The sequence below is a fragment of the Tahibacter sp. genome (assembly GCF_032229445.1).
In the GTDB taxonomy this organism is placed as follows: domain Bacteria; phylum Pseudomonadota; class Gammaproteobacteria; order Xanthomonadales; family Rhodanobacteraceae; genus Tahibacter.
The window spans coordinates 1-21,587 of the sequence record NZ_JAVTWC010000096.1 but is presented as its reverse complement, the minus strand read 5'-3'; the positions used below and the strand labels follow the sequence as shown (position 1 = coordinate 21,587).

Annotated in this window: 18 protein-coding genes; 12 read left to right on the top strand and 6 right to left on the bottom strand. The window is 66.7% G+C overall.

Annotation, left to right across the window (positions count from 1 at the left end; translation table 11 throughout):
* Positions 1–79 precede the first annotated feature (79 nt).
* From RUU78_RS16400 to RUU78_RS16370, 7 genes are all read left to right on the top strand, one after another.
* The gene (locus RUU78_RS16400) at positions 80–1,258 is read left to right on the top strand and encodes a porin (RefSeq protein WP_313918491.1); all 1,179 of its coding nucleotides are present in this window, start codon (positions 80–82) and stop codon (positions 1,256–1,258) included.
* 722 nt (positions 1,259–1,980) lie between these two features.
* Entirely contained in the window at positions 1,981–2,424 is a 444-nt protein-coding gene (locus tag RUU78_RS16395) for a hypothetical protein (RefSeq protein WP_313918489.1), read from the top strand.
* 12 nt (positions 2,425–2,436) lie between these two features.
* The gene (locus RUU78_RS16390; protein WP_313918486.1) at positions 2,437–3,312 is read left to right on the top strand and encodes a DUF692 domain-containing protein; all 876 of its coding nucleotides are present in this window, start codon (positions 2,437–2,439) and stop codon (positions 3,310–3,312) included.
* The gene (locus RUU78_RS16385; protein ID WP_313918485.1) at positions 3,296–4,069 is read left to right on the top strand and encodes a putative DNA-binding domain-containing protein; all 774 of its coding nucleotides are present in this window, start codon (positions 3,296–3,298) and stop codon (positions 4,067–4,069) included. The genes RUU78_RS16390 and RUU78_RS16385 overlap by 17 nt, the downstream gene beginning before the upstream one ends.
* A gap of 61 nt (positions 4,070–4,130) precedes the next feature.
* Positions 4,131–4,796 carry a DoxX family protein gene (locus tag RUU78_RS16380; protein WP_313918483.1) on the top strand — a complete coding sequence of 222 codons (666 nt, stop codon included), beginning with the start codon at positions 4,131–4,133 and terminating at the stop codon, positions 4,794–4,796.
* Positions 4,797–4,851: 55 nt separating this feature from the next.
* A complete protein-coding gene (rnt, locus tag RUU78_RS16375) occupies positions 4,852–5,514 on the top strand; it encodes a ribonuclease T (RefSeq protein ID WP_313918481.1) in 663 nt (220 codons plus the stop codon).
* 248 nt (positions 5,515–5,762) lie between these two features.
* The gene (locus tag RUU78_RS16370; protein ID WP_313918478.1) at positions 5,763–6,044 is read left to right on the top strand and encodes a zinc ribbon domain-containing protein; all 282 of its coding nucleotides are present in this window, start codon (positions 5,763–5,765) and stop codon (positions 6,042–6,044) included.
* A 13-nt stretch (positions 6,045–6,057) separates the two neighbouring features.
* Here the strand turns inward: RUU78_RS16370 and murD are convergent, their stop codons facing one another.
* Genes murD through RUU78_RS16350 form a run of 4 tightly spaced genes read right to left on the bottom strand, consistent with a single transcriptional unit; the run spans position 6,058 to position 11,770 of the window.
* Positions 6,058–7,425, bottom strand: a complete 1,368-nt coding sequence (murD, locus tag RUU78_RS16365) for a UDP-N-acetylmuramoyl-L-alanine--D-glutamate ligase (protein WP_313918477.1) — start codon at positions 7,423–7,425, stop codon at positions 6,058–6,060.
* Positions 7,412–8,749: a UDP-N-acetyl-alpha-D-muramoyl-L-alanyl-L-glutamate epimerase gene (gene murL, locus RUU78_RS16360; RefSeq protein WP_313918475.1), complete on the bottom strand. Its 1,338-nt coding sequence runs from the start codon at positions 8,747–8,749 to the stop codon at positions 7,412–7,414. Before murL ends, murD begins: the two co-directional genes overlap by 14 nt.
* Entirely contained in the window at positions 8,736–9,173 is a 438-nt protein-coding gene (locus tag RUU78_RS16355) for a hypothetical protein (protein WP_313918473.1), read from the bottom strand. The genes murL and RUU78_RS16355 overlap by 14 nt, the downstream gene beginning before the upstream one ends.
* A complete protein-coding gene (locus tag RUU78_RS16350) occupies positions 9,170–11,770 on the bottom strand; it encodes a bifunctional aspartate kinase/diaminopimelate decarboxylase (protein ID WP_313918471.1) in 2,601 nt (866 codons plus the stop codon). The genes RUU78_RS16355 and RUU78_RS16350 overlap by 4 nt, the downstream gene beginning before the upstream one ends.
* A 192-nt stretch (positions 11,771–11,962) precedes the next feature.
* Here RUU78_RS16350 and RUU78_RS16345 point away from each other — a divergent pair, with 192 nt between their 5' ends.
* Positions 11,963–13,174, top strand: a complete 1,212-nt coding sequence (locus RUU78_RS16345; RefSeq protein WP_313918469.1) for a M12 family metallo-peptidase — start codon at positions 11,963–11,965, stop codon at positions 13,172–13,174.
* A gap of 364 nt (positions 13,175–13,538) precedes the next feature.
* Here the strand turns inward: RUU78_RS16345 and RUU78_RS16340 are convergent, their stop codons facing one another.
* Together RUU78_RS16340 and RUU78_RS16335 are read right to left on the bottom strand one after the other, a co-directional pair.
* Positions 13,539–14,624, bottom strand: a complete 1,086-nt coding sequence (locus RUU78_RS16340) for a hypothetical protein (protein ID WP_313918467.1) — start codon at positions 14,622–14,624, stop codon at positions 13,539–13,541.
* A 334-nt stretch (positions 14,625–14,958) separates the two neighbouring features.
* Positions 14,959–16,620 (bottom strand): amidohydrolase family protein, encoded by a 1,662-nt coding sequence (locus RUU78_RS16335; RefSeq protein ID WP_313918465.1) that lies wholly within the window; start codon positions 16,618–16,620, stop codon positions 14,959–14,961.
* A 328-nt stretch (positions 16,621–16,948) separates the two neighbouring features.
* On the opposite strand from RUU78_RS16335, the gene RUU78_RS16330 reads away from it, so the two are divergent.
* The 4 genes from RUU78_RS16330 to RUU78_RS16315 all read left to right on the top strand — a co-directional run.
* Positions 16,949–18,259, top strand: a complete 1,311-nt coding sequence (locus RUU78_RS16330) for an amino acid permease (RefSeq protein WP_313918463.1) — start codon at positions 16,949–16,951, stop codon at positions 18,257–18,259.
* Positions 18,260–18,382: 123 nt separating this feature from the next.
* On the top strand, positions 18,383–18,970 hold the full coding sequence (locus RUU78_RS16325; RefSeq protein ID WP_313918461.1) for a 2Fe-2S iron-sulfur cluster-binding protein: 588 nt from the start codon (positions 18,383–18,385) through the stop codon (positions 18,968–18,970).
* Positions 18,967–21,213 (top strand): molybdopterin cofactor-binding domain-containing protein, encoded by a 2,247-nt coding sequence (locus RUU78_RS16320; protein ID WP_313918459.1) that lies wholly within the window; start codon positions 18,967–18,969, stop codon positions 21,211–21,213. Before RUU78_RS16325 ends, RUU78_RS16320 begins: the two co-directional genes overlap by 4 nt.
* Positions 21,214–21,290: 77 nt before the next feature.
* The coding region (locus tag RUU78_RS16315; RefSeq protein ID WP_313918457.1) for a DUF6597 domain-containing transcriptional factor at positions 21,291–21,587 on the top strand (297 nt) is incomplete at its 3' end.

Genomic DNA, 21,587 nt, shown 5'->3' with positions numbered 1-21,587 from the left:
CAGCACCTCAGATAACTTCGGCCGATGCGAGGCCGATGCTGCAATCGCGCTGCCCACCCATTTCCGTCCAGGACTTCCGATGAAACCTCGCCTTTCCGCCGCGTCGCGCCCCCTGCTCCTGCTCGGCCTGAGCACTGGCATCGCGTTGGCACTGGCCGCGCCGGCGCAGGCCTACGATCTGCTCAACGACTGGCCGACCAGGTTCAAGACCGCATCCGGCGTCGAGTACGGCGTGCGCGGCACTATCCAGTACGACAGCAATCATTTCTCCGACGACACCCTGCCCAACGGCACGGCGCGCTTCGATGACCTGGAAACCTGGCGGCGCAAGGAAACCTACCTCTACGCGCGCAAAAGCGGAGTCTGGGAACTCGCCGCCGGCTATGATTTCCAGTCGCACGTGTGGGTCGACGCGTACTTCCGCCTGTTCACCAAGACCGCCGGCGACTTGCGTGTCGGCCAGATCAAGACGCCGGTCGGCTTCGAGGAAGGCGCGATCGGTTCGGGCTCGACCACGTTCATGGAACGCGCGCTGCCGGTGCAGGCCGTCAGCCAGGGCCGCCGCATCGGCCTGGACTGGACCTACGAGAAGGTGCCCGGCTGGCTGCTCAACACGGGTGTCTTCAGCGGCGGCGATCTCAACGGCGACAACGACGGCACGACCTGGGCCGGCCGCGCGGTGTACAACCCGGTGAAGAATGAATCCTCGGTCGTGCACCTGGGCATCGCCGCTTCGATCGAGGAGCGCGACGACGGGATCGCGCGCATCCGCGCCCGTCCAGAGGCCAATCTGACCCCGATCCGCCTGATCGACACCGGCAACCTGACGGGTACCGACCAGATCAGGCGTGTCGGCCTCGAAGGCGCCTGGGCGCAGGGACCGTTCTCGCTGCAGGGCGAGTTCCTGACCGTCGACGCATCACGCCGCACGGCGCGCAACTTCGCCGCCGAGGGCGCCTACCTGTACGGCAGCTGGGTCGTCACGGGCGAAACCCGGCCATACAAGAGCGGCGCGTTCGGCAACGTCAAGCCGAACAATGACTACGGCGCGGTCGAGGTCGGCCTGCGCTATTCCACCCTGGACCTCAACGACGGCGTCGTCGCCGGCGGCAAGCAGCACGACTGGACGCTCGGCGTGAACTGGTACATCGGCCAGCACTTCAAGCTCCAGGCGAACCATATCCGCGCGTTCAGCGACAAGGGTGCACTCGCACTGGATCCGAAGATCAGCGAGTTGCGGGCGCAGATTTCGTTTTGACACGAGGCAATCGAAAACGGTCTCGCCCTTGGGCCGACCACCAGATCTCCACAACCCTGGCCAACGCGTTGCGTTGGCGGTCCGGCCCGTTGGGCGTTCAGAGTGATCAGAACCGGTGGTTCTGAGCGATCACTCTTCACCCCCCTTTACTAAAGGGGGCTCCAAGAGCAAGTGGTTTCGCCGTAGTTCAGAACTTGCCTAGTTCCTATCGCAACAGTTCGCTGCCCGCGCAAGGCGCGCAGCGGGAGCCGCATGAACAGCTGGTCTGACGCACGGCGGGGTGATCGGTTCGCCTCGTCCGCGCTTACAGCCGCCCTTTCAGAGCCTGCCAGGGATTCCCGCGTTTCCCGTTTTGCGTAATCGCGCGGGAACCGCATGGCCGCCGCACCCCTGCGCCCAACCGAACGCCGCGGTCGCCGAAGCGACAACCGTGCCTCTCGCTGCGCGCACTCAGTTGATCCACCATCGCGGCATCGCATGTTCTTAACCGACATATAGGTATGAAAGGATTTGCGTGTGCATCCGGTCTGGTCGTTCAAGCTGATGCGTTGCATCGCAGCATGAATCCGTCATGCATCGCCCAGCGTATCGTCTCGTGCCAACGCGGACGGAAGGCAGGACCCCGGTTTCCGGCAGGTTCTCCGACGCGTGGTGCGTTACCGCTGCAGTTGCAGCTGTTACCCCCTGCGGGCCACCGCCCGTTTACCCATGGAGAACTTGCAATGTCCACCAAGATCGCGAAACCGCTGACGCTCGCCCTCGGCACCGCTTTCATCGGCAGCCTGTCGCTGGCCCAGATGGCCAGCGCCGATACGGCGTTCCAGCTCAACCAGCTCACCACCGGCTACATGACCACGGCTTTCGGCGAAGGCAAGTGCGGTGAAGGCAAGTGCGGCATGGACAAGATGGACGCGAACAAGGACGGCTCGATTTCCAAGGCCGAATTCGACGCCGCCAAGGGTCAGCATTTCGACAAGGTCGACACCGACAAGAACGGCTCGATTTCCAAGGCCGAAATGGACGCGGCGCACAAGGGCAAGGAAGGCTCCTGCGGCGGCGACAATAAGGGCAAGGAAGGCTCCTGCGGCGGCGACAATAAGGGCAAGGAAGGCTCCTGCGGTGGCGACAAGAAGGGCAAGGAAGGCTCCTGCGGCGGCCAGGCCTAAGCGGAACCTGCCATGAGCCCGCGCTGCATTCCGGATGGTGCGGGCCTCGGCCTGCGGCGGGCCCTGCTGGGCCCGCTCGCTCAACACGGTTTTCCCTGCGCCGCGGACGCACCGTCGGCGGCGATCGATTTCTTTGAGATTGCGCCGGAAAACTGGATCAACGTCGGCGGCGCGCTCGGCCGCCAGTTGCGCCGCTTCACCGAGCGGCACGCATTCGCCTGCCATGGGCTGAGCCTGAGCCTGGGCGGACCCGCGCCGCTGGACGAGACCCTGCTGATCAGGATTCGCCGCCTGCTCGATACCCACGGCATCGCGCTCTATAGCGAGCACCTGTCGTACTGCTCCGATGACGGTCATCTCTACGACCTGATGCCGATTCCGTTCACGCGCGCCGCCGTCGACTGGTGCGCCGCGCGCATACGCCGCACACAGGATCTGCTTGGACGCCGCATCGCCGTGGAGAACGTTTCCTACTATGCGGCGCCGGGACGCGAGATGGACGAGGCGGAATTCCTGCGCCAAGTGCTGCAGGCCGCCGATTGCGACCTGCTGCTCGACATCAACAACATCCACGTCAACAGCGTGAACCACGGCTACGACGCGGCCACGTTCCTCGATGCAATGCCGGGCGAACGCATCGCCTATTACCACGTCGCCGGCCACTACGATGAGGAGCCCGGACTCAAGATCGACACCCACGGCGCACCCGTGATCGATCCGGTCTGGACGTTGCTCGACCGCGCCTATGCGCGCTTCGGCGTGCGCCCCACGCTGCTCGAACGCGACTTCAATTTCCCGCCGCTGACGGAACTCGTCGCGGAACTCGACCGGATCCGCGCACTGCAGCAACGCCACACCGTCGCCGAGCGTCATGTCGCCCACGGCTGAACTCCACGCGCTGCAGCGCGATTTCGCCGCGTGCATCCGCGAACCCGAGCGCAGCGACCTGCCGCCCGGTGTCGCGCTGCGGCGCATGCAGGTGTATCGCGAACTGTTTTTCAACAATGTGGAAGGTTTGCTGTCGAGCAACTTCCCGGTCATCCGCACCTTGTATGCCGACGCGGACTGGAACGCGCTGATCGCGAGCTTCCTGCGCGACCATCGCGCGCAGACGCCGCTGTTCCCCGAGATTGGCCGTGAGTTCCTGCGCTGGCTCGAACAGCGCCAGCACGAGGGCCGCGACGACGCGCCGTTCCTGCTCGAACTCGCGCACTACGAATGGGCCGAGCTCGCACTGTCGCTGGACGAACAGAACATCGACGCGCTCGCGCACGATGCGGACGGCGACGTGATCGGCGGCGTGCCCGTGGTATCGCCGCTGGCGTGGGTGCTCGGTTATCGTTTTCCGGTGCACCGCATCGGCGGCGATTTCCGCCCCACCGAAGCACCAGCCGAGCCGACCCTGCTGCTACTGATCCGCGATCGGAGCGATCAGGTCAGCTTTCTCGAGGTCAACGCGCTGACCGCCGCACTGATCGAGCGGCTGCAGGCAAACATGCTGGCCGGCGAGCCGACCAGCGGCGCGGCTGTCGTCGCTGCGCTGCTGGCCGAGATCGCGCCCGGCAATGCCGCGGCGCTGCAACCGGCCGGCTGCGAGATCCTGCGCAACCTGCGCTCCCGCGAGGCATTGCTCGGCACGCAGTGAGCGCGAAAGCGATCGTCCGTGAGACCGGTCTTGTGCGGCAACTCCATCGCCGGCTGCCGCCATGACTGCCCTGATCACCCGCACCGTCACCTTCTGGGATGCGCTGACCGCCCGCCTGCATGGCGCCGCCGACGTCATCCCACCCGCTGTGCTGCGCCTGATCATGGGCTGGGAGTTCTGGGAATCCGGGCTGGAAAAGCTGCGCGGCGACAACTGGTTCGCCGATATCCAGGGCGCATTTCCGTGGCCCTTCAGCGTGATCCCGGCCGAACTGTCCTGGGGCATGGCGACCTGGTTCGAACTCGTCGGCGGGCTGATGCTCTGGCTGGGCCTTGGCACGCGCTTCTTCGCGTTCTCGCTGATGTTCCTGACCTTCGTCGCGACCGCCGCCGTGCACTGGCCAGACATGTGGAGCCTGTGGAGCGATCTGCTCAAGGGCTATGCGATCAGCAACAGCGGCCACGGCAATTACAAGCTGCCGCTACTGTTCGTCGTGATGCTGCTGCCGTTGATTTTCGGTGGCGCCGGCCGATTGAGCCTCGATCACCTGGTCGCACGCCTGGCCGGCGCGGCCGATCCCGTCACGCCGCAGCGCGACCTGTGGAGCGCGGCGCTGGCCGCTGCGCTGCTCGGCCTGCCGTTCCTCATGCTGATTCCGGCGCTGGGTATCGTGCTGCTCGGCGTTGCCGCGGCACTGGCCCTCGCCGCACGATGGCTGCGCGCGTGAATTAACAAGCCGCGCCGTGATGGGCGGCACAGGCGGCATCCGGTATCCTGCGACCATGTCCGAGCCCGCCCCTGTCATCAGCTACGCCCAGCGTTTCCGCGGTTTCCTGCCCGTCGTCGTCGACGTGGAAACCGGCGGATTCGATTCCGATCGCGATGCGCTGCTGGAAATTGCCGCCGTCATCATCCGCATGGACTCCGACGGCTGGGTCCATCCCGAGCCCGCCGTGTCCACGCACGTCGTGCCGTTTCCGGGCGCGAACATCGATCCGCGCGCGCTCGAGATCACGGGCATCGATCCGACCCATCCTTTCCGCGCCGCACTGGACGAAAAGGAAGCGCTGGACCACATCTTCCGACCGATCCGCAAGGCCATGCGCGAGGCCGACTGCCAGCGCGCGATCCTGGTTGGCCACAACGCCTCGTTCGACTTGGGTTTTCTCAACGCCGCCATCCGCCGCACCGGATACAAACGCAGTCCTTTCCACTTGTTCAGTTGTTTTGACACGGCCACGCTGGCTGGACTGGCCTACGGCCAGACGGTGCTTTCCAAGGCAGTCACGGCGGCAGGCTTCGACTGGGACAGCAATGAAGCACACTCGGCGGTTTACGACACCGAGCAGACCGCACGGCTGTTCTGCAGCATCGTGAACCGCTGGAAGGCGATGGAAGACGTCTACCGCAACAGCGCGAGCGCGAATGCGGGCGTCGCCGCTTGAAGCCGGCGCGTCCGCCCTCATAAGGGAGCTCTTGGCAAGTCCTAGCATCGATGCTCTTGTACTCAACACCAGATCTCCACAACCCCGCCAAACGCCTGCTGCGCAGACGTTCGGCCGTTCCGGCCCTCTGGGCGTTCAGAGTGATCAGAACCTGCGGTTCTGGGCGCTCACGCTTCACCCCCTTGACTCAAGGGGGCTCCAGAATCAAAAAATCGCCTTTTTCAAGGGCCCTATAAGCCGCCGCGCTCATGCCGATCTACGAATACATTGCTACGGAAAACGGCTGCGCGCGCTGCGCGCCCGGCTTCGATCACCTGCAGAAACTCAGCGACGGCGACCTGAGCTGCTGTCCGGATTGCGGTGCACCCGTGCGGCGAAAGATCTCCGCGCCCAATACCATCGTCGGCAACAGCCACCTGACCAGCGAAGGCCATGCTGCCAAGCACGGCTTCACGCAATACCGCCGCGCCGGCGGCGGGGTCTACGAGAAGACCGCCGGCAAAGGCCCCGACTTCATCAGCGGCGACTGAACCGCTGCGCCGTTCAGGCGATGCCGAGGCCTTCTATCGCCGCGATCGACTGCGGATCGAATCCGGCCAGCAAGGTGAACGCGCGGCCGCGGTCGGCGTAATCGCGGAACTGGTCAAAGCTCGGCGCACCCGGCGACAGCAGCACGACGCCGCCCGCAGGCGTCCACTGGCGCGCCAGTGCAACCGCTTCGGCCAAGCCTCCGCACTGCCCCAGCGCATAGGCCGGCTCCGACGTGCCGAGCAGTTTGGCGATACGCGTGCCGCTGGCGCCGAGACAGATCACCGCATGCGGCGGCCGCCATTGCGCATGCCGCTGGAATTCGCTCCAGTCCAGGCCGCGGTCGAATCCGCCGACGAGCACGCTGACCGCGCGTCCCTCGAGGCTGCGCAGCGCCTCGATCGTCGCCTGCGGTGTCGTCGAGATGCTGTCGTTGACCCACGTCAGGCCGCCCTGCTCGCCCAGCGTCTGCAGCCGGTGCGGCAGCGGCTGGAACGTACGTGCTGCCGGCAACGCAGCGCGCGCGTCCAGTCCCAACGCGTCGATGACGGCAAGGGCAGCGCAGAGATTCAAGCCGTTGTGGTCGCCGGCCAGGGGCAGCTGGCGCAGGTCGAACAGGCGCTCGTAGCCACGCATGATCATGCCTTCGGCCACATGCCAGCCCGCCACGGTGCCGAACACCTGACGGCGCGGATGGGCCGCCGTGCGCGCGACCAGTTCGTGCTGCAGCCCGTTGACGACGAGGGTCGCGGCGCGCTCGGCCAGGACCAGCTTGTCGGCGACGTAGCGCTCGCGCGAGCCGTGCCAGTCCAGGTGTTCCTCATAGAGGTTATTGACCAGGCCGACATCGAGGCGCTCGATCTCGGTGGTCTGGAAGCTCGACAATTCCACAATCCAGCAGTCGACGCTTTCCGGCGTGTCCAGCAATTCCAGCAGCGGCAGGCCGATGTTGCCGGCCAGCGCGACGCGCTGGCCGCGGCTGCGCAGCAGGTGCGCGATCAGCGCACTGGTCGTGCTCTTGCCCTTGGTGCCGGTCACGCCGACGACGCGGGCGAGCGGGTTTTCGCCGAACCACAGCGCCGTGGATGAGGTGATGCACACGCCGGCGCTACGCGCTTCCACGAGCGCCGGCAGGTAGGCGCTGATACCGGGCGACTTGACCACGACGTCGAAGCTCCACAGCAGCCCGGCGTACGGTTCGGTCGTGACGTAGTCGAGCGCGTCCTGATGAAACGGCTGCGCCTGGGCGGCTTCCGCCTCGCTGCAGATCAGGGCGATGCGCTGGCCGGGCAGTCGCCGGCGCAGCGCGGCCAGGGTCGCGCGGCCTTCCCGGCCGTAACCCCACACTGCGACACGCTTGCCCGCGAGATCAGCAAAGCGCATCGAGAATCCCGGCCAGTCGCGGCGGCAGACCGTGCGGGCCGGCCGGCCGCAGCAGCGCGTCGAGGTCCAGTTCAGCGGCATCGAGTTGCGGCAGCACGACCTGGCGGAAGCGTGCCACCAGCGCATCCTCGCGCCATTCCGGACGCTGGCTCAGCGCGTACAGCGCGGCGCGCGACTCGCGCCCTTCGCCGACGCATTCGAACGGTTTGTGCCCATGGAACTCCAGCAGCGCGTCGAAGCCCTGCTGCTGCGCGTCGTCATCGAGCAGGTTCCGCCCGAAGATGCCGAGCAGGCGTGGCTTGGGCACGAACGGCGCCAAGGCAAGAAAGACAAAATGGCACTTTGGGCATTGGCCGCACCAGCGGTCCGCCGGACGCGGACCGAGGATGCGGAAGTTGCGGTTGCAGCTGGAGAAAAAACCGTCGTAGCGCACTTCGCGCGCGAACAGGCGCGTCACTGCGAGCTCCGACAGCGGCCGCAGCAGCGAGCAGTAGTTCAGGTCCGCCGCCACATGGCTACGCAGCCAGGTGGCAAGGCTTTGCTCGAACTCCCAGCTCTTGCTCCACTGGTGATTGACCGCCTGGCCGTCGTACTCCAGCGTCGCGCTCGAGGCCGAGCGCTCGTTGGAGAACACCACGCTGTCGTAGCCGTACAGCAGCGCCGCGAGCACGAGGATGGCGGAATTGATCGCGGTGACCGGAATATGCCCGTTCCAGGCCCCCGCCTTGTTGTATTCGAACAGTTCGGGCGCGAGCTCGCGGCGGATGTTCAGGCCGGTCAGCCCGGTCTGCACTACACAGGCGGCGATCAGCGGCGAGTTGCCGACCCAGGCCGCGGTCGCGTTTTCGCCGTGCTGCCGCAGCAGCTCGGCCGACACCAGCGAGTCCTTGCCGCCACCGATCGGCAGCAGGCTGCGCGCGGGCAGGCCCAGCGCGGTTGCAGGCGTGAACGTGCCGGCGCGCGGAAAGCGGATGTGCTCGCGCAGGTCCAGGCCGTTCTGGTAGGCGAACTCGCCGAGGCCGTGCAGGTAGAGCGCGTCGAGCAACTGCGCGGTCGGCGTGTCCGGTTCACCGTTCTCCACGACGATCACGGCCGGCACGCCAGCCTTGTAGTAGCTCACGCCAGCGACGAGGTGCAGCAGTTTCAGCGCCGCGGCAAACGCCGCCTCGCGTTCGGGCGGCAGAACCGGCGCATCCGGAAACGTGATGCGTTCGACCAGTTCGCTGTCCTGGTCGAACGCATACACGAGTTGCGCCACGCCGTCGCGATAACCGGCATGGATGAAACGGAAAGCCGCGGCCTTGCGCGGATCAGACAGCGGCACGGTGAAGCTCCTTGCGGTGCAGACGGTTGACGAGCACGCAGAGCGCCATGACCAGCGGTGCGCTGGCCCAGCCGACGAATGCCGCCGCGTAGATCGAAAGTCCGAACATGACAGAGAAGATTTCCCCGCCTCCCAGGTGTTTTTCGGTGGACAGCAGGAGCGCGGCAAATATCGGCCCAAACAGGAGGTGCGTCACCAACGCCATCAGCAGGCCCGTACCCAGTGGCGCCAGCCAGGGCGATGCGATGCTGCGCACCAGCAACGGCCAACCGAGCAGCACCGCGACCTGCGCGGCCAGCACGGCGGCGACCGCCGCGCCCCAGAAATCGGCAAGGGACATCCGGAAAACCGCGCACAGCACGACTGTGGCGAGCACAGGCAGTACCGCCGCCGCCAGATGCAGCACAACGCGCGATGCGATCAAACCACGGACTCCCCCGCCGGAATGCGCAGATTGTAATGCGAAGCCATGCTCGCCCCGTAGGCACCGGCGTGGGCGATGAGGATCACGTCGCCGTCGCGGCATTCGGGCAGGCGCCGATTCGAGCCGAGCACGTCGCCGGACTCGCAGATCGGCCCGACCACCTGGTACAGCGTATCGGCCGTATCGCCCTCGCGCGTGAGATTGACGATCTCGTGCCAGGCGTCGTACAGCGCCGGCCGGATCAGCGAGTTCATGCCGGTGTCCACGCCGACGTAGCGGTACTCGCCCTTGCGCTTGGTCTGGGTCACGCGCGCGATCAGCACGCCGGCCTCGGCGACGAGGTAGCGGCCAGGCTCCATCCACAACTGGAACTGTGGATAGGCTTGCTTGATCTCGCTCAGGCAGGCATCGAGCGCGGCGAGGTCCAGCGGCGTGTCGTCGGGACGCGTGGGAACGCCCAGGCCGCCGCCAATGTTGATCGTCTCGATGCGGGTAAAGCGCTGCGCCAGCGCGGCCAGCTGCGCGTACACCTCGCGCCAGTGGCCCGTGTCGAGGATGCCCGAGCCCAGGTGCGCATGCAGGCCGACGACGGCGACGTCGAAGCGACGCGCGAGCTGGCGGAATTCTTCCACCTGATCGAGGCTCAGGCCGAACTTGGAACCGGCTCCGCCGGTACGCACCTTGTCGTGATGGCCGCGGCCAGTGCCGAGATCGACGCGCAGGATGATTTCGCGGCCGCGGAAGGTTTCGCCCCAGTGCTGCAGCGGATGCAGATTGTCGATCGTCACGCGCGCGCCGAGCCCGAAAGCCGCCGCGTATTCATGCTGCGGCGCGAAATTCGGCGTGAACAGCAGACGGTCGGCCGGCACGAGCGCGGCGGCACGTTCCAGTTCGGCCGGGGACACGCATTCCAGCCCGAAGCCTTCGTCGGCGATGGTCTGCAATACCGACGGATGACTGTTCGCCTTCAGCGCGTAGAACCAGCGATCGGTGGCCGCGAGCGTGCGCAGACGCCGCGCACGTTCGCGCACTGTGGCCAGATCGTAGATGTACCGCGGCGTCTGCTGCGCCGCCAGCTGCAGCAGGTCGTCGCGGCGCAGGCGCCACCACGGTGTTTCGGCGCGGGGCATCGCGGCGGCGTACAGCTCGCTCCAGGCCGGACCGAACACCGCCGGATCTTCGGCGCGCAGCGCTTCGGTCCTGATCAGCGCCGCGTGCAGCGTCGGCACCAGTCCGTCCGCGGCCGCCTCGTCGACCACGATGGTGAGATTGAGGTTGTTGGACGACTGCGAGACCAGGTGCACGCGCAGCAGGTCGAACTCGGCCAGCACGCCCGCCAGACGCGGCAGCAGCGAGCGCATGCCGCGACCGACCAGGGTCACCGCGGTGCACGGCGCGATGACCTTGATCCGACAGACTTCTGCCAGGTCCGCCGCCAGCGCCGAGAGCACGTCGGAATTGACCAGGTTTTCCGACGGGTCCAGCGACACCGTGACGTTGGTCTCGGCGGAGCTGATCAGATCGATCGACAGACCGTGCCGCTTGAAGCGCTCGAATACGTCGGCGAGGAAGCCGACCTGCTGCCACATGCCGATGGATTCCATCGAGATCAGCGTGATGCCGCGGCGTTCGCTGACTGCTTTCACGCTCGGCGCCGCAGCCGCGACGGAGGCGCGGATCTCGGTGCCGGCCAGTTCCGGACGGTTGGTGTCGCGCACGACGAGCGGCACCTGCGCCTCGCGGACGGGGTTGAGGCAGCGTGGGTGCAAAACCTTCGCACCCGTGGTGGCTATTTCCTGCGCTTCCTCGTAATCCAGCCGTGACAGCAGGCGCGCCGATGGAACGATGCGCGGGTTGGCCGAGAACAGGCCGGCGACGTCGGTCCAGATTTCGACCTTCTCTGCCTTGAGCAAGGCACCGAAATACGCCGCCGACGTGTCCGAACCGCCGCGGCCGAGGATCACCGTTTCGCCGGCCGCGTTGCGCGCCATGAAGCCCTGGCTGATGAACACCTCGCCCTGCGCGGCCAACCCGGCCGCGAATGCCGCGTCCGGCGCGGTCGGCACGGAGGCCGACAGGTAACAGTTCCACGCATTCTGATTCGGCAGCGCCTGCGCGAGCAGGTGCTGGCGCGCGTCGAGCCAGCGCGTCGCCAGTCCCTGGGCGCTCAGATACGCCTGACCCAGCGTGGAGGACAACTGTTCACCGAGCGCCAGCACTTCGGCCTGCCACGGCAGTTCGGCGGTTTCGGCACGCGTATCGGCAGCCAGCGCGGCCAGCCGGTCCAGCCAGTACTGCAACGTCGCGCGTTCGGTCAGGCCGAGTTCGTCGAACATGGCCTCGTGGCGCGCGGCAATTTCCGCCTGCAGCTGCCGGCGCCGCTCGCGGTCGCCGCCCGCCTCGGCGATGGCCTTGAGTTTGTCGGTGATCCCCGAGAGTGCCGACACGACGATCAGCACGCGTTTTCCCTGCGCATGCCAGTCGCGGGCGATGCGGCCGATGGTGTCCCAGCGGGGACGCGTGGAGACGCTGGTGCCGCCAAATTTGACGACGATCCAGCCGGCATGCGCGCCAGGCGCAGAATCGAGGGAGTTCACACCGTTCCTTTCATTGCAGGGGGAAGCCGCGGAACCGCGGCGCGACCGATTCTTTCCGCGCCCGCAGCAGAACGCAATGAAACGACCATGGCGAGGCGGAATAAGGGCGCGCGACGGGCGCCCGGCGTGAAACGGCTCGCTGCGACTTCGCGTGGTGTCCGATACGATGCGAGGAAAAACCGGGAGTGCTCCATGAAATCGATTCTTTTGGCTTCGCTGGGACTGTTCGCAGGCACCGCGACCGCCATGGCCCCGCCGGCCTGGCAGTCCTTGGATACGCCGGCAAACGCGCTGGCTCCGGCCGCCCTGCACAATCCTGCCGCCACCGCCGTGCAGCGCATCCGTATTGACCCGATCGCACTGCGGCAGGCCGATGAACTGAGTCTGTCCCTGCCCGGTGGACGTAGCTACACGCTCAAAGTGGTTTCGCGCGATGCGCGCGGCGACGGACTGTGGCTGCTCGGCAGCCTCGATGGCGAGAGCACCGCGCAAGTCAGCCTGAGCCTGACCGGAGACTATCTCGGCGGTCTGATCAGCGCGCCCGAGGGCAACTACGAGATCACGACAATGGCCGATGGCAGTCAGGTCGTCGTCGCGCTGGACCAGGACAAGTTTGCCGAATGCGCCACGACTGACGCCGAAGCAGTCGAGGGCGCCCCGCAGGCGAATGCGCCGGCAAACGCGCCCTTGGCGCCGCTCGTGGATGCGCCTGCGCAAACCGACGTGCTGATCGTGTTCTCGCCCGAGGCGGCCACTTCGCTCGGCGGCACCGCTCCGGCGCGCGCGTTTGCCCAGTCCGCGGTGGACAGCGCCAATACCGCGTTCCGCAACAGCGACATGACGACGCGCTTCCGCCTGGCCGGCTTCCGCATCACGACCCGTGCAGAGGCCGGCAACAGCAGCGACGACCTGAACTGGGTCCGCAACGATCCGGAAGTCGCCGGCTGGCGCAACGAGGTCGCCGCCGACATGGTTTCGATGATCACCCAGGTCATGTCCGACGCCTGCGGCCGGGGCTATCTGCAGTCCTCGCCCGGCGCCGGCTTCGCCCCGTCGGCATACCAGGTCTCCGCGCGCGGCTGCGCGATCGGCAACCTGAGCTACGCGCACGAGCACGGCCACAACATGGGCATGGGCCACGATCCTGGCAACGGCAATGGCGCTTATGCGTATTCGTTGGGCCATTTCGTCGACGGCTCGTTCCGCACCGTGATGGCGTATAGCACCAACTGCACCGGCGGCTGTACGCGGCGGCCGTACTTCTCCAACCCGGCGGTCAGCTACAGCGGCAATCCCACCGGCATCGCCGACCAGCGCGACAACCACCGCACCGGCAACATGACCGCCGGCTTCGTCGCGAATTTCCGCACCAGCGGCATCATTTTTCTGGACGGGTTTCAGTAGAGACCGAGGAATCGTAACGACCGAGGCACTTGGGCCGACCACCAGATCTCCACAACCCTCGCCAACGCTGCGCGTTGTCCGCCCCCTTAACTTAAGGGGGCTCCAGAAGCAGGCCATACACGTGCCTGACAGCAAAAGCGCCCGGTCAGAGTGATCAGAACCTGCGGTTCTGATCGATCACTCTTCACCCCCTCAAGGTGGCTCCAGAGGCGAATGCGCGTTCCCGTTTGTGCTGGCAGGCAGCAAAAGCCGCCTGAGAGGCGGCTCGTTGGCTTCGGCTGATAGTTGCGACGGTGTACGGCGGCCGAAGATCGCCGTACACCGCCGCCGCACACCCCCCCCCTAGCGGCCGTGCGCGCCGTACTCATTGAAACCCGTTACAGAACACGGAATCCTGAGGCAGTCCGTTGACGCCCGGATTGGCGGCCAGATACGCCGCGATCTGTTGCGGCGAGTAGTTGCGCATGTGGAATACCGCCCGCGAGCTTATGCCAGGGACCTCGCCGATCAAGGTAAAGCAGCCAGCAATTTCGTTCGCATCGGAGGCAAAGGAGATCTGGCCGTTCGCATCGGTGAACGCCACGATGACGCGACCGCTCTCAAGGCCAGCATGGAGCGTCGCGCTTGCGCCCTCGGCCGGTGCGGTCAGCGTGACCAACGTGTCGGGAACCGGATTTCCGTTCTCGTCGCGCACGATCGCGGTCATCGTCGACGGGAACGGTTGGCCGACCGGCGCGGACTGCGAGCCGCCGCCGCTGACGGTCAGCGTGGAATTGCCGCCCGGGATCGCGCTTTCGGCCATGCGTACGTCGGAATATTCGGCGCTGGCGACGAGCGCCGCGGTCAGCAATCCCTGCGGCCGGTCGAACAACTGCAGACCGAGCGGCGCCGGTGTCACCGTACCGGTGTCGTGATGCAACTGGATGCGCAGGGTCGTCGCATCGACCGCGTCGGCGCGTACCTGCGCTGCCGGCGCGGTCGTGCTGGCCACCAGCGGCGATCCGCCCGCATGCAGCGAAATGCCGGTCCCGGCGGTCGCGAGCAACGGCAGATCCAGCAGTACGCCGGCATTCAGGTGAGCGATCAGCGTGTAGCGCTTGTTCGACTGCGTGCTGCTGGCAAGGGTCTGACCGAAGTGGCCGCCGTTGTTGACGATGCCGAGCATGTCGACGCCGAGCAGGCCGCTGATCGTGGCGGTCTTTGTGACCGAACTGATTTCCAGCGTCGGCGGCACCAGCAGACCGAGCACACCGTTGTACGAACCCGTCCAGGGACCGCTGCCGATCGGCACGTCGGTGCCGGACGCGCCTATCACGCCGCCGCCGACACTGCCGGCATTGGCGGGCACCGAGAAATCGCCATTCGGCACAACCAGGAAACCGGCGCTCGCGGCGCCAGCGAGCCAGAATCCCGCAACCAGTGCAACGCAGAGCGAACGGAACGCGGCCATGGCTGTGCGAGCTGCCGAGCACCGATTCCGAAGACTGCAGGCAAAGCGAATCGTGGTGTTCATTTGCGTATCCTCCGGCTGTGAATGAATCGCGGAAGATTTCGGAGAAACCCCTGCGACTCCCCAAGTTTTGACCTCAGCCAGACACCGGTCGCGAGCCTTCCAACTCCTGAAACCAGGTCCGGGCGGTCTCGTCATACGGTGACGAGTGCCGCACGGCCGACACTAGCGATCGAGAAAACTATTTACAATGTATAAAAGTTGATAATAATTCCGCCTCCCCGATAAGGCGAAATTATGAAATAGGCATTACGCCGGATGGCGATCCGGGTTACTACCTAGCGAGCTTGCCGAAATGGCCGAAAACCACTTCGCCATCGACGATGGTTGCCTCAATCCGGTCGCGGGGAATCCCCTGCGCCTCCAATGCAAACGGATCGGCGCGCAAGATCGTGAAATCCGCCTTCCGACCAACGGTAATCGTGCCGAGGTCGGACTCCGCGAATTGCGCGAACGCGGCACCGGCGGTGAAGCCCCGCACGGCTTCCGTGAGGGTCAGACGCTGCGCCGGCAGCCAGCCCCCGCGCGGCTTGCCGTCGAGATCCTGGCGCGAGACGGCGGCGTAGAGCCCCAGCAACGGACTGACCTGCTCCACGGGGAAATCCGAGCCCAGCGCCAGGGGTACCTTGGCCTCGACGAAACGCCGCCAGGCATATGCGCCAGCGAGACGCTGCTGGCCGACGCGCGCACGTGCCCATGGCATGTCGCTGGTCGCATGTGTCGGCTGCATCGAGGCAATCACTTTCAACTCGGCGAAACGCGCGATATCGGCAACATCGACGATCTGCGCGTGCTCGATGCGCCAGCGGTGGTCGCCGCGCGCGGAATCGCCGAGCACCTGCGCATAGGTGTCCAGCACCAGTTGGTTACCGCGATCGCCGATCGCGTGCGTGGCCACCTGCACACCGCAGCCCTTCGCCTTGGTCACGATGCGGCGGAATTCGTCGGGCGCGGTGACGAGCAGTCCGCGGTTGCCAGCGTCGTCGCTGTACTCGGCCTTGAGCGCGGCGCCGCGACTACCCAGCGCGCCGTCGATGTAGAGCTTGACCGCACGCATCTGCAGGCGCCCGCCCGGATGCGCATACCGGCCGTCGCGACATAGCGTATCGAGCGCGGCGCCGTCGGCATCGGCCATGGCATAGATGCGCAGCGGCAGTTCGCCCGCATCGGCCAGCTCACGCAGCACCGCCAGGTCCTCGCGGCTGACCCCGGCGTCGTGCACGCCAGTCAGGCCGCTCTCGAGCAGGGTCCGGAATGCCAGCGCGTAGGCGCGGCGCTTCAACGCCGCATCGGGCTTGGGCAGGGCCGCGTCGAGCAGTCCCATGGCCGCATCGATCAGGACGCCACTGGGTTTGCCGTTCACGCGTTCGATGCGGCCGCCGTCGGGCTGCCAGTCGCCGCCTAGATCGCGCGGCGCGCGCTTGAGCGCCGCCGAATTGGCCCAGGCCGCGTGTCCGTCGACGCGACGCAGATAGACCGGCCGATCTGGAAACGCCGCGTCCAGGTCGGCCGCGGTCGGGAACACCTTTTCCGGCCAGTCGTTCTGATCCCAGCCACGACCGATCAGCCACGCATCCGCCGGCAGCTTCGCCGCGTGCGCGCGCAGACGGTCCAGCACCTGCGCCTTGGACGCCGTGCCGCGCAAGTCCGCGTTCAGCAGCGACAGGCCGAGGCCGAGTACATGGCCGTGCGCGTCGATCAGGCCCGGCAGCACGGTGGCTCCGCCGGCGTCGATGCGTTGCGCCTGCGGGAACTGCGTGCGCAGTGCGTCGTCGGCACCTACGGCAACGATACGGCCGGCCTCGTCCCATGCCACGGCCTGCGCCTCGGGCCGCGCCGCATCGAGCGTGTACAGGCGCGCATTGAACAACACGGTCGCCGCCACGGCATCCGTCCCCCACAGCACCAGCAGCAACGCCATCAGCATCGATCGCATGAGTCCGTCCTCATCGGGAAAAAATCCACATCACTGTGGCGAGCGCGAAGCATCGGCGCAAGCCGCGCGGCCAGGCCGGGGGCCGCGCCATGCACTGCGGCCGATGCCGCGCGCGCCGGCGCAGGCCGTAGCCACATGTCATGAGGCCACTGAGCCGCCGATTGCCAAGTGCAACCCACGTCCTCCATGCTTGCGCTCCCTCCGACGGGCCGCCAGGAAGCAGCCGGTTGGAGCGATCCGAATAAGCACGCGATCAAGCGCCGCTTGCGCCGTTCGCGGGAGAAAGGGTGGAGATCCTTTCTCGACCGGCGACCACAGGGGAACCACGATGTCCGAATCCAGCAATCCCGGCTACGCGCGCCGTCTCGGCGTGCTCGACGCCACCATGGTCGTGGTCGGCGGCATCATCGGCGCGGGAATTTTTCTGAATCCGGCGGTCGTCGCGCAGCGCAGCGAATCGCCCGGCATGATCATGCTGGCCTGGAGCCTCGGCGGCGTGTTCGCGCTGGCCGGTGCCTTCATCTACGCCGAACTCGGCGCGCGCCGCCCGCAGGCCGGTGGCGGCTATGTCTACCTGCGCGAATCGTACGGGCCGCTGATCGCCTTCCTGTTCGGCTGGATCATGCTGCTGGTCAACTATTCCGGCTCGATCGCCGCAGTCGCGGTGACCTTCGCGAGCTATGCCTGCCAGGTCACAGGCCTGCCGCTGTCGCTGATCAAGCCGGTCGCGATCGGGGCGATCTTCCTGCTGGCCGGGATCAACTTCTTTGGCATCCGCGCCGGTGCGCTGGTGCAAAACCTGGCCACGATACTCAAGCTGGTCGCGGTCATCGCCGTCGTCGTCGTCGGCCTCGCCTTCAGCGGCATCGCTCCGCCGCCAACCGTCGGCGTGGCGACGACGACGAGCAGCCTGGGCAGCGCGATGCTGCCGGTGCTGTTCGCCTACAGCGGCTGGTTCTACATCAACAACATCGCCGGCGAGATCCGCGAGCCGCAGCGCAACATCCCGCGCGCGCTGGTGCTCGGCATGCTGACCTGCACGGCTTGCTATCTGCTCGCCAACTACGCCTATCTGCATGTGCTCGGACAGGCCGGACTGGCCGCGAGCACGGCGCCGGCGGCGGAGCTGATGCAACGTGCGTTCGGTTCCACCGGTTCGCTGCTGATCGGCGCCGGCATCGCCATCTCGACCTTCGGCTTCTGCAACATCGCGATTCTCGGCGGCTCGCGCATGTTCCAGGTCATGGGCGCCGACGGCGTGTTCTTCCGCGCCACCGCGCACCTGCATCCGACCTACCGCTCACCGGACGTGGCCCTGGCAGTGCTCGCACTGTGGTCGGCGCTGCTGGTGCTCAGCGGCAGCTATGGCCAGTTGCTGGACTACGCCACGATCGGCGACTGGATCGGCAGTGCGATGGTTGCCGCAACGCTGTTCTACTACCGCCGCCACGAAGGTGCCGAAACCGTGTTCCGCGCGCCGCTGCATCCACTGCTGCCGCTCGCCTTCATTGCCGCGGTCGCTTTCGTCGTCATATCGAGCGCGATCGCTCAGCCGCGCGAGACCCTGATCGGCCTGGGCATCATCGTGCTGGGCGTGCCGGCCTATTACCTGTGGCGCTTCGTCTATCGGCCGCGTTGACGGCCGCGCTGACATGAAGCGGCCGCGCCGGATCGACGCCCTGACGCGGCCGGTGCCGGCGATGGCCCCTGTTCGCTCCTGCCGGCTGCTGCGACAATCCGCGTCTGCACAGCGGAGAGTTACATGCCTCAAGCCAATGCCAAGATCGACAAGGCAGCTACCGCGGCCGCGGCGGTCGTGCCGGGTCCGATCGAGCTGACCATCAACGGCGAAACCTTCCGCCATACGGGCGCACCCGACATGCCGCTGTTGTGGTACCTGCGCGACGTGCTGCGCCTGACCGGCAGCAAGTATGGCTGCGGCGTCGGCCAATGCGGCGCCTGCACGGTTCATGTCGACGGCAAGGCGCAGCGTTCCTGCCTGCTGCCGATGAGCGCGCTGTCCGGCCAGACCATAACGACGATCGAAGGCATCGCCAGCGGCGACGACCTGCACGCCGTGCAGCAGGCCTGGATCGACGAGGACGTACCGCAATGCGGCTACTGCCAGGCCGGCCAGATCATGGCTACGGTCGATCTGCTCAAGCGCAAGGCGCAACCCAGCGACGCCGACATCAGTCAGCTCACCAACCTGTGCCGCTGCGGCACATATCCGCGCATCCGCAAAGCGGTCAAGCGGGCCGCGCAACTGCTGGCAGACGCAAAGGCCGCAGAAGCCAAAGCAGCCGAGGCGAAGGCGGCGGAAGCAAAAGCAGCAGAGGCGAAGTCATGAACGGCCTCAACCGGCGCCAATTCATCAGCGTCATGCTGACCGCGGGCGGCGCATTGCTCGTCGGCCTGCGTCACGCCGCCGCAGCGTTCCAGCCGAAGGTGCCGATCGACATGCTCGGCGAAGCGCTGACCTCGCTCGGCGCCTTCGTGCGCATCGAACGCAACAATCGCATCGTCATCGGCGCACGCGGCTGCGAGATCGGCCAGGGAGTGATCACCTCGCTGCCGATGCTGATCGCCGAGGAACTCGACGCCGACTGGAATCGCGTGCGGGTCGAGCAGCTTCCCTACGGCTACGAGATCGGCCCCGACGGCGAGACCAACCGCTACGGCCCGCAGGGCGCTGGCGGCAGCACCAGTATCACCGACGGCTGGAAGGATCTGCGCCAGGCCGGTGCAGTCGCACGCTGGCTGCTGGTGGAAGCCGCCGCGCAGCACTGGCAACTGCCGCACGACCGCCTTGCGACCGAAGCCAGCCATGTCGTTCATCCGGACGGCACGCGCATGCCGTACGCCGAACTGGCCGAGCGCGCCGCGGGCGTATTGCCGCCGCCGGAGCCGGTCACGCTGAAGAAGCCCGAGCAGTACCGCGTCATCGGCAAACCGGCCAAGACCGTCGACGCGCGCGCGATCGTGACGGGCCGCGCCATTTTCGGTATCGACGCCTACATGGGCGGCGCGCTGACCGCGGTAATGCTGCGTTGTCCACACTTGGACGGCAGCGTCGATACGGTCGATGACACCCAGGCACGCAAGGTCCCCGGCGTTCGCGATGTGTTCGTCATCGACGGCCCGGTGCCGGGATCGTCGTTCGACACGAACCTGGCCGCCGGTGTCGCCGTGGTCGCCGACGACACCTGGGCCGCGATCAAGGGCCGCAGCGCGCTCAAGGTAACCTGGAAGCCGGGCCCGTGGACGCAGGAATCCAGTACCGCACTGGAAGCCCGGGCCGCCGAGGCGCTCAAGGGCGATGGCGTTTCCGTGCGCAGCGACGGCGACATGGCGGCCGCGCGCAAGGCCGCCAAGCGCACGCTCCAAGCGCGCTACCAGGTGCCGTTCCTGGCCCACGCGACGATGGAACCGCCGCATGCGCTGATCAAGATCGAACCCGACCGCGCGCTGTTCATCGGCTCGCTGCAGAGTCCCGGCGGCGCCTCGACCGTCATCGCCAATCTGACCGGGCTGGCGCGCGACAAGATCGAAATCCGCATGACCCGCGCCGGCGGCGGGTTCGGCCGGCGCCTGGAGAACGACTATGTCGCCGAAGCCGTGATGATCGCAAAGAAGGCCGGCAGGCCGATCAAGCTGATGTGGACGCGCGACGACGACCTGCGCCACGACTTCTATCGTCCCTACGGCCTGCACCAGCTCAGCGCGACACTGGACCGCAAGAACCAGCTTACCGGCTTCGCTCACCTGTGCGCCGCGACATCGATGAACTACCGCATCGCGCGCAAGAAGGAGCGTCCGCCGGGCCAGGGTTGTCTCGAAGCCGACGATTTCCCGGCTGGCCTCGTGCCCAATCTCGACAAGCGCTTCTTCTCGCTGGAATCGGGCATGCCGCGCGGCCCGTGGCGCGCACCACTGCATACATTCCATGCGTTCGCGGTGCAGAGTTTCATCGATGAAATCGCCCACGAGACCAAGCAGGACGCGGTCGAGCTGCGCCTGAAACTGCTCGGCGAAGCGCGCGAACTCGACTACCAGGGCCACGGCGGCCCGAAATTCGACACCGGCCGGCTCGCCGCGGTACTGACGCGCTGCGCCGACGCGATCGAATGGACGCGCAAGCGCAGCGACGGCCGCGGCGTCGGCATCGCCTGCCACTTCACGTTCGGCGGCTATGCGGCGCACGCGTTCGAGGTCTCGATGGACGGACGCGACCTGCGCATCCACCGCGCGATCTGCGTCGCCGACGTCGGCCGCGTGGTCAACCCGCTCGGCGTCGACGCGATGATGGCCGGCGGCACCATCGACGGCATATCGACGGCGCTGAACCTGGCCATCACGGTCAAGGACGGCCAGGTGCAGCAGTCGAGCTTCGGTGACTACGCGATAGGTCGCATGGCACAAATGCCGCATGAGGTCGAGGTCATCGTGCTTCCGAGTGAGCGAGAGCCCTCGGGCGCCGGGGAGATGGGCATTCCCAGCGTCGCGCCGGCCCTCGCCAACGCGATCTACGCGGCGACCACGGTGCGCGTGCGCAAGCTGCCGCTGCTGGGGGAATTGAATCGCCTGCTCTGAACCACCCGCGGCGCGCAAGCGCAGCCGAACGATGCGGACAAATTAACTTTGCGCATTTTTTCCGGAAGCCGAATAGCTTGATCTACCGCGAGCTGCTTCCGTGCGCGCCATTGCGCCCGCTGCTGCGTTGCTGCTGGTCCGTACGCGGCACACCGGTTGCGACGACACCGCAACGCGTGTTGCCGGATGGGTGTGCCGACCTGCTGTTCGATCTGGGAGGCGAGGAACCGCAGGCGCACTGGATCGGCACGATGAGGCGCGCCGTGCTCGTGCCGACGCGACGTAACGCGGTCGATCTGTTCGGCCTGCGCTTCGCGCCCGGCGGACTACACGCGCTGCTTGGCATGCCGATGTCCGTCTGCACCGATCGCCGC

Coding starts and splice junctions, on each gene's coding strand:
- RUU78_RS16400 (WP_313918491.1), top strand. CDS start 80: ATGAAACCTCGCCTTTCCGCCGCGTCGCGCCCCCTGCTCCTGCTCGGC.
- RUU78_RS16395 (WP_313918489.1), top strand. CDS start 1,981: ATGTCCACCAAGATCGCGAAACCGCTGACGCTCGCCCTCGGCACCGCT.
- RUU78_RS16390 (WP_313918486.1), top strand. CDS start 2,437: ATGAGCCCGCGCTGCATTCCGGATGGTGCGGGCCTCGGCCTGCGGCGG.
- RUU78_RS16385 (WP_313918485.1), top strand. CDS start 3,296: ATGTCGCCCACGGCTGAACTCCACGCGCTGCAGCGCGATTTCGCCGCG.
- RUU78_RS16380 (WP_313918483.1), top strand. CDS start 4,131: ATGACTGCCCTGATCACCCGCACCGTCACCTTCTGGGATGCGCTGACC.
- rnt (WP_313918481.1), top strand. CDS start 4,852: ATGTCCGAGCCCGCCCCTGTCATCAGCTACGCCCAGCGTTTCCGCGGT.
- RUU78_RS16370 (WP_313918478.1), top strand. CDS start 5,763: ATGCCGATCTACGAATACATTGCTACGGAAAACGGCTGCGCGCGCTGC.
- murD (WP_313918477.1), bottom strand. CDS start 7,425: ATGCGCTTTGCTGATCTCGCGGGCAAGCGTGTCGCAGTGTGGGGTTAC.
- RUU78_RS16345 (WP_313918469.1), top strand. CDS start 11,963: ATGAAATCGATTCTTTTGGCTTCGCTGGGACTGTTCGCAGGCACCGCG.
- RUU78_RS16340 (WP_313918467.1), bottom strand. CDS start 14,624: ATGGCCGCGTTCCGTTCGCTCTGCGTTGCACTGGTTGCGGGATTCTGG.
- RUU78_RS16335 (WP_313918465.1), bottom strand. CDS start 16,620: ATGCGATCGATGCTGATGGCGTTGCTGCTGGTGCTGTGGGGGACGGAT.
- RUU78_RS16330 (WP_313918463.1), top strand. CDS start 16,949: ATGTCCGAATCCAGCAATCCCGGCTACGCGCGCCGTCTCGGCGTGCTC.
- RUU78_RS16325 (WP_313918461.1), top strand. CDS start 18,383: ATGCCTCAAGCCAATGCCAAGATCGACAAGGCAGCTACCGCGGCCGCG.
- RUU78_RS16320 (WP_313918459.1), top strand. CDS start 18,967: ATGAACGGCCTCAACCGGCGCCAATTCATCAGCGTCATGCTGACCGCG.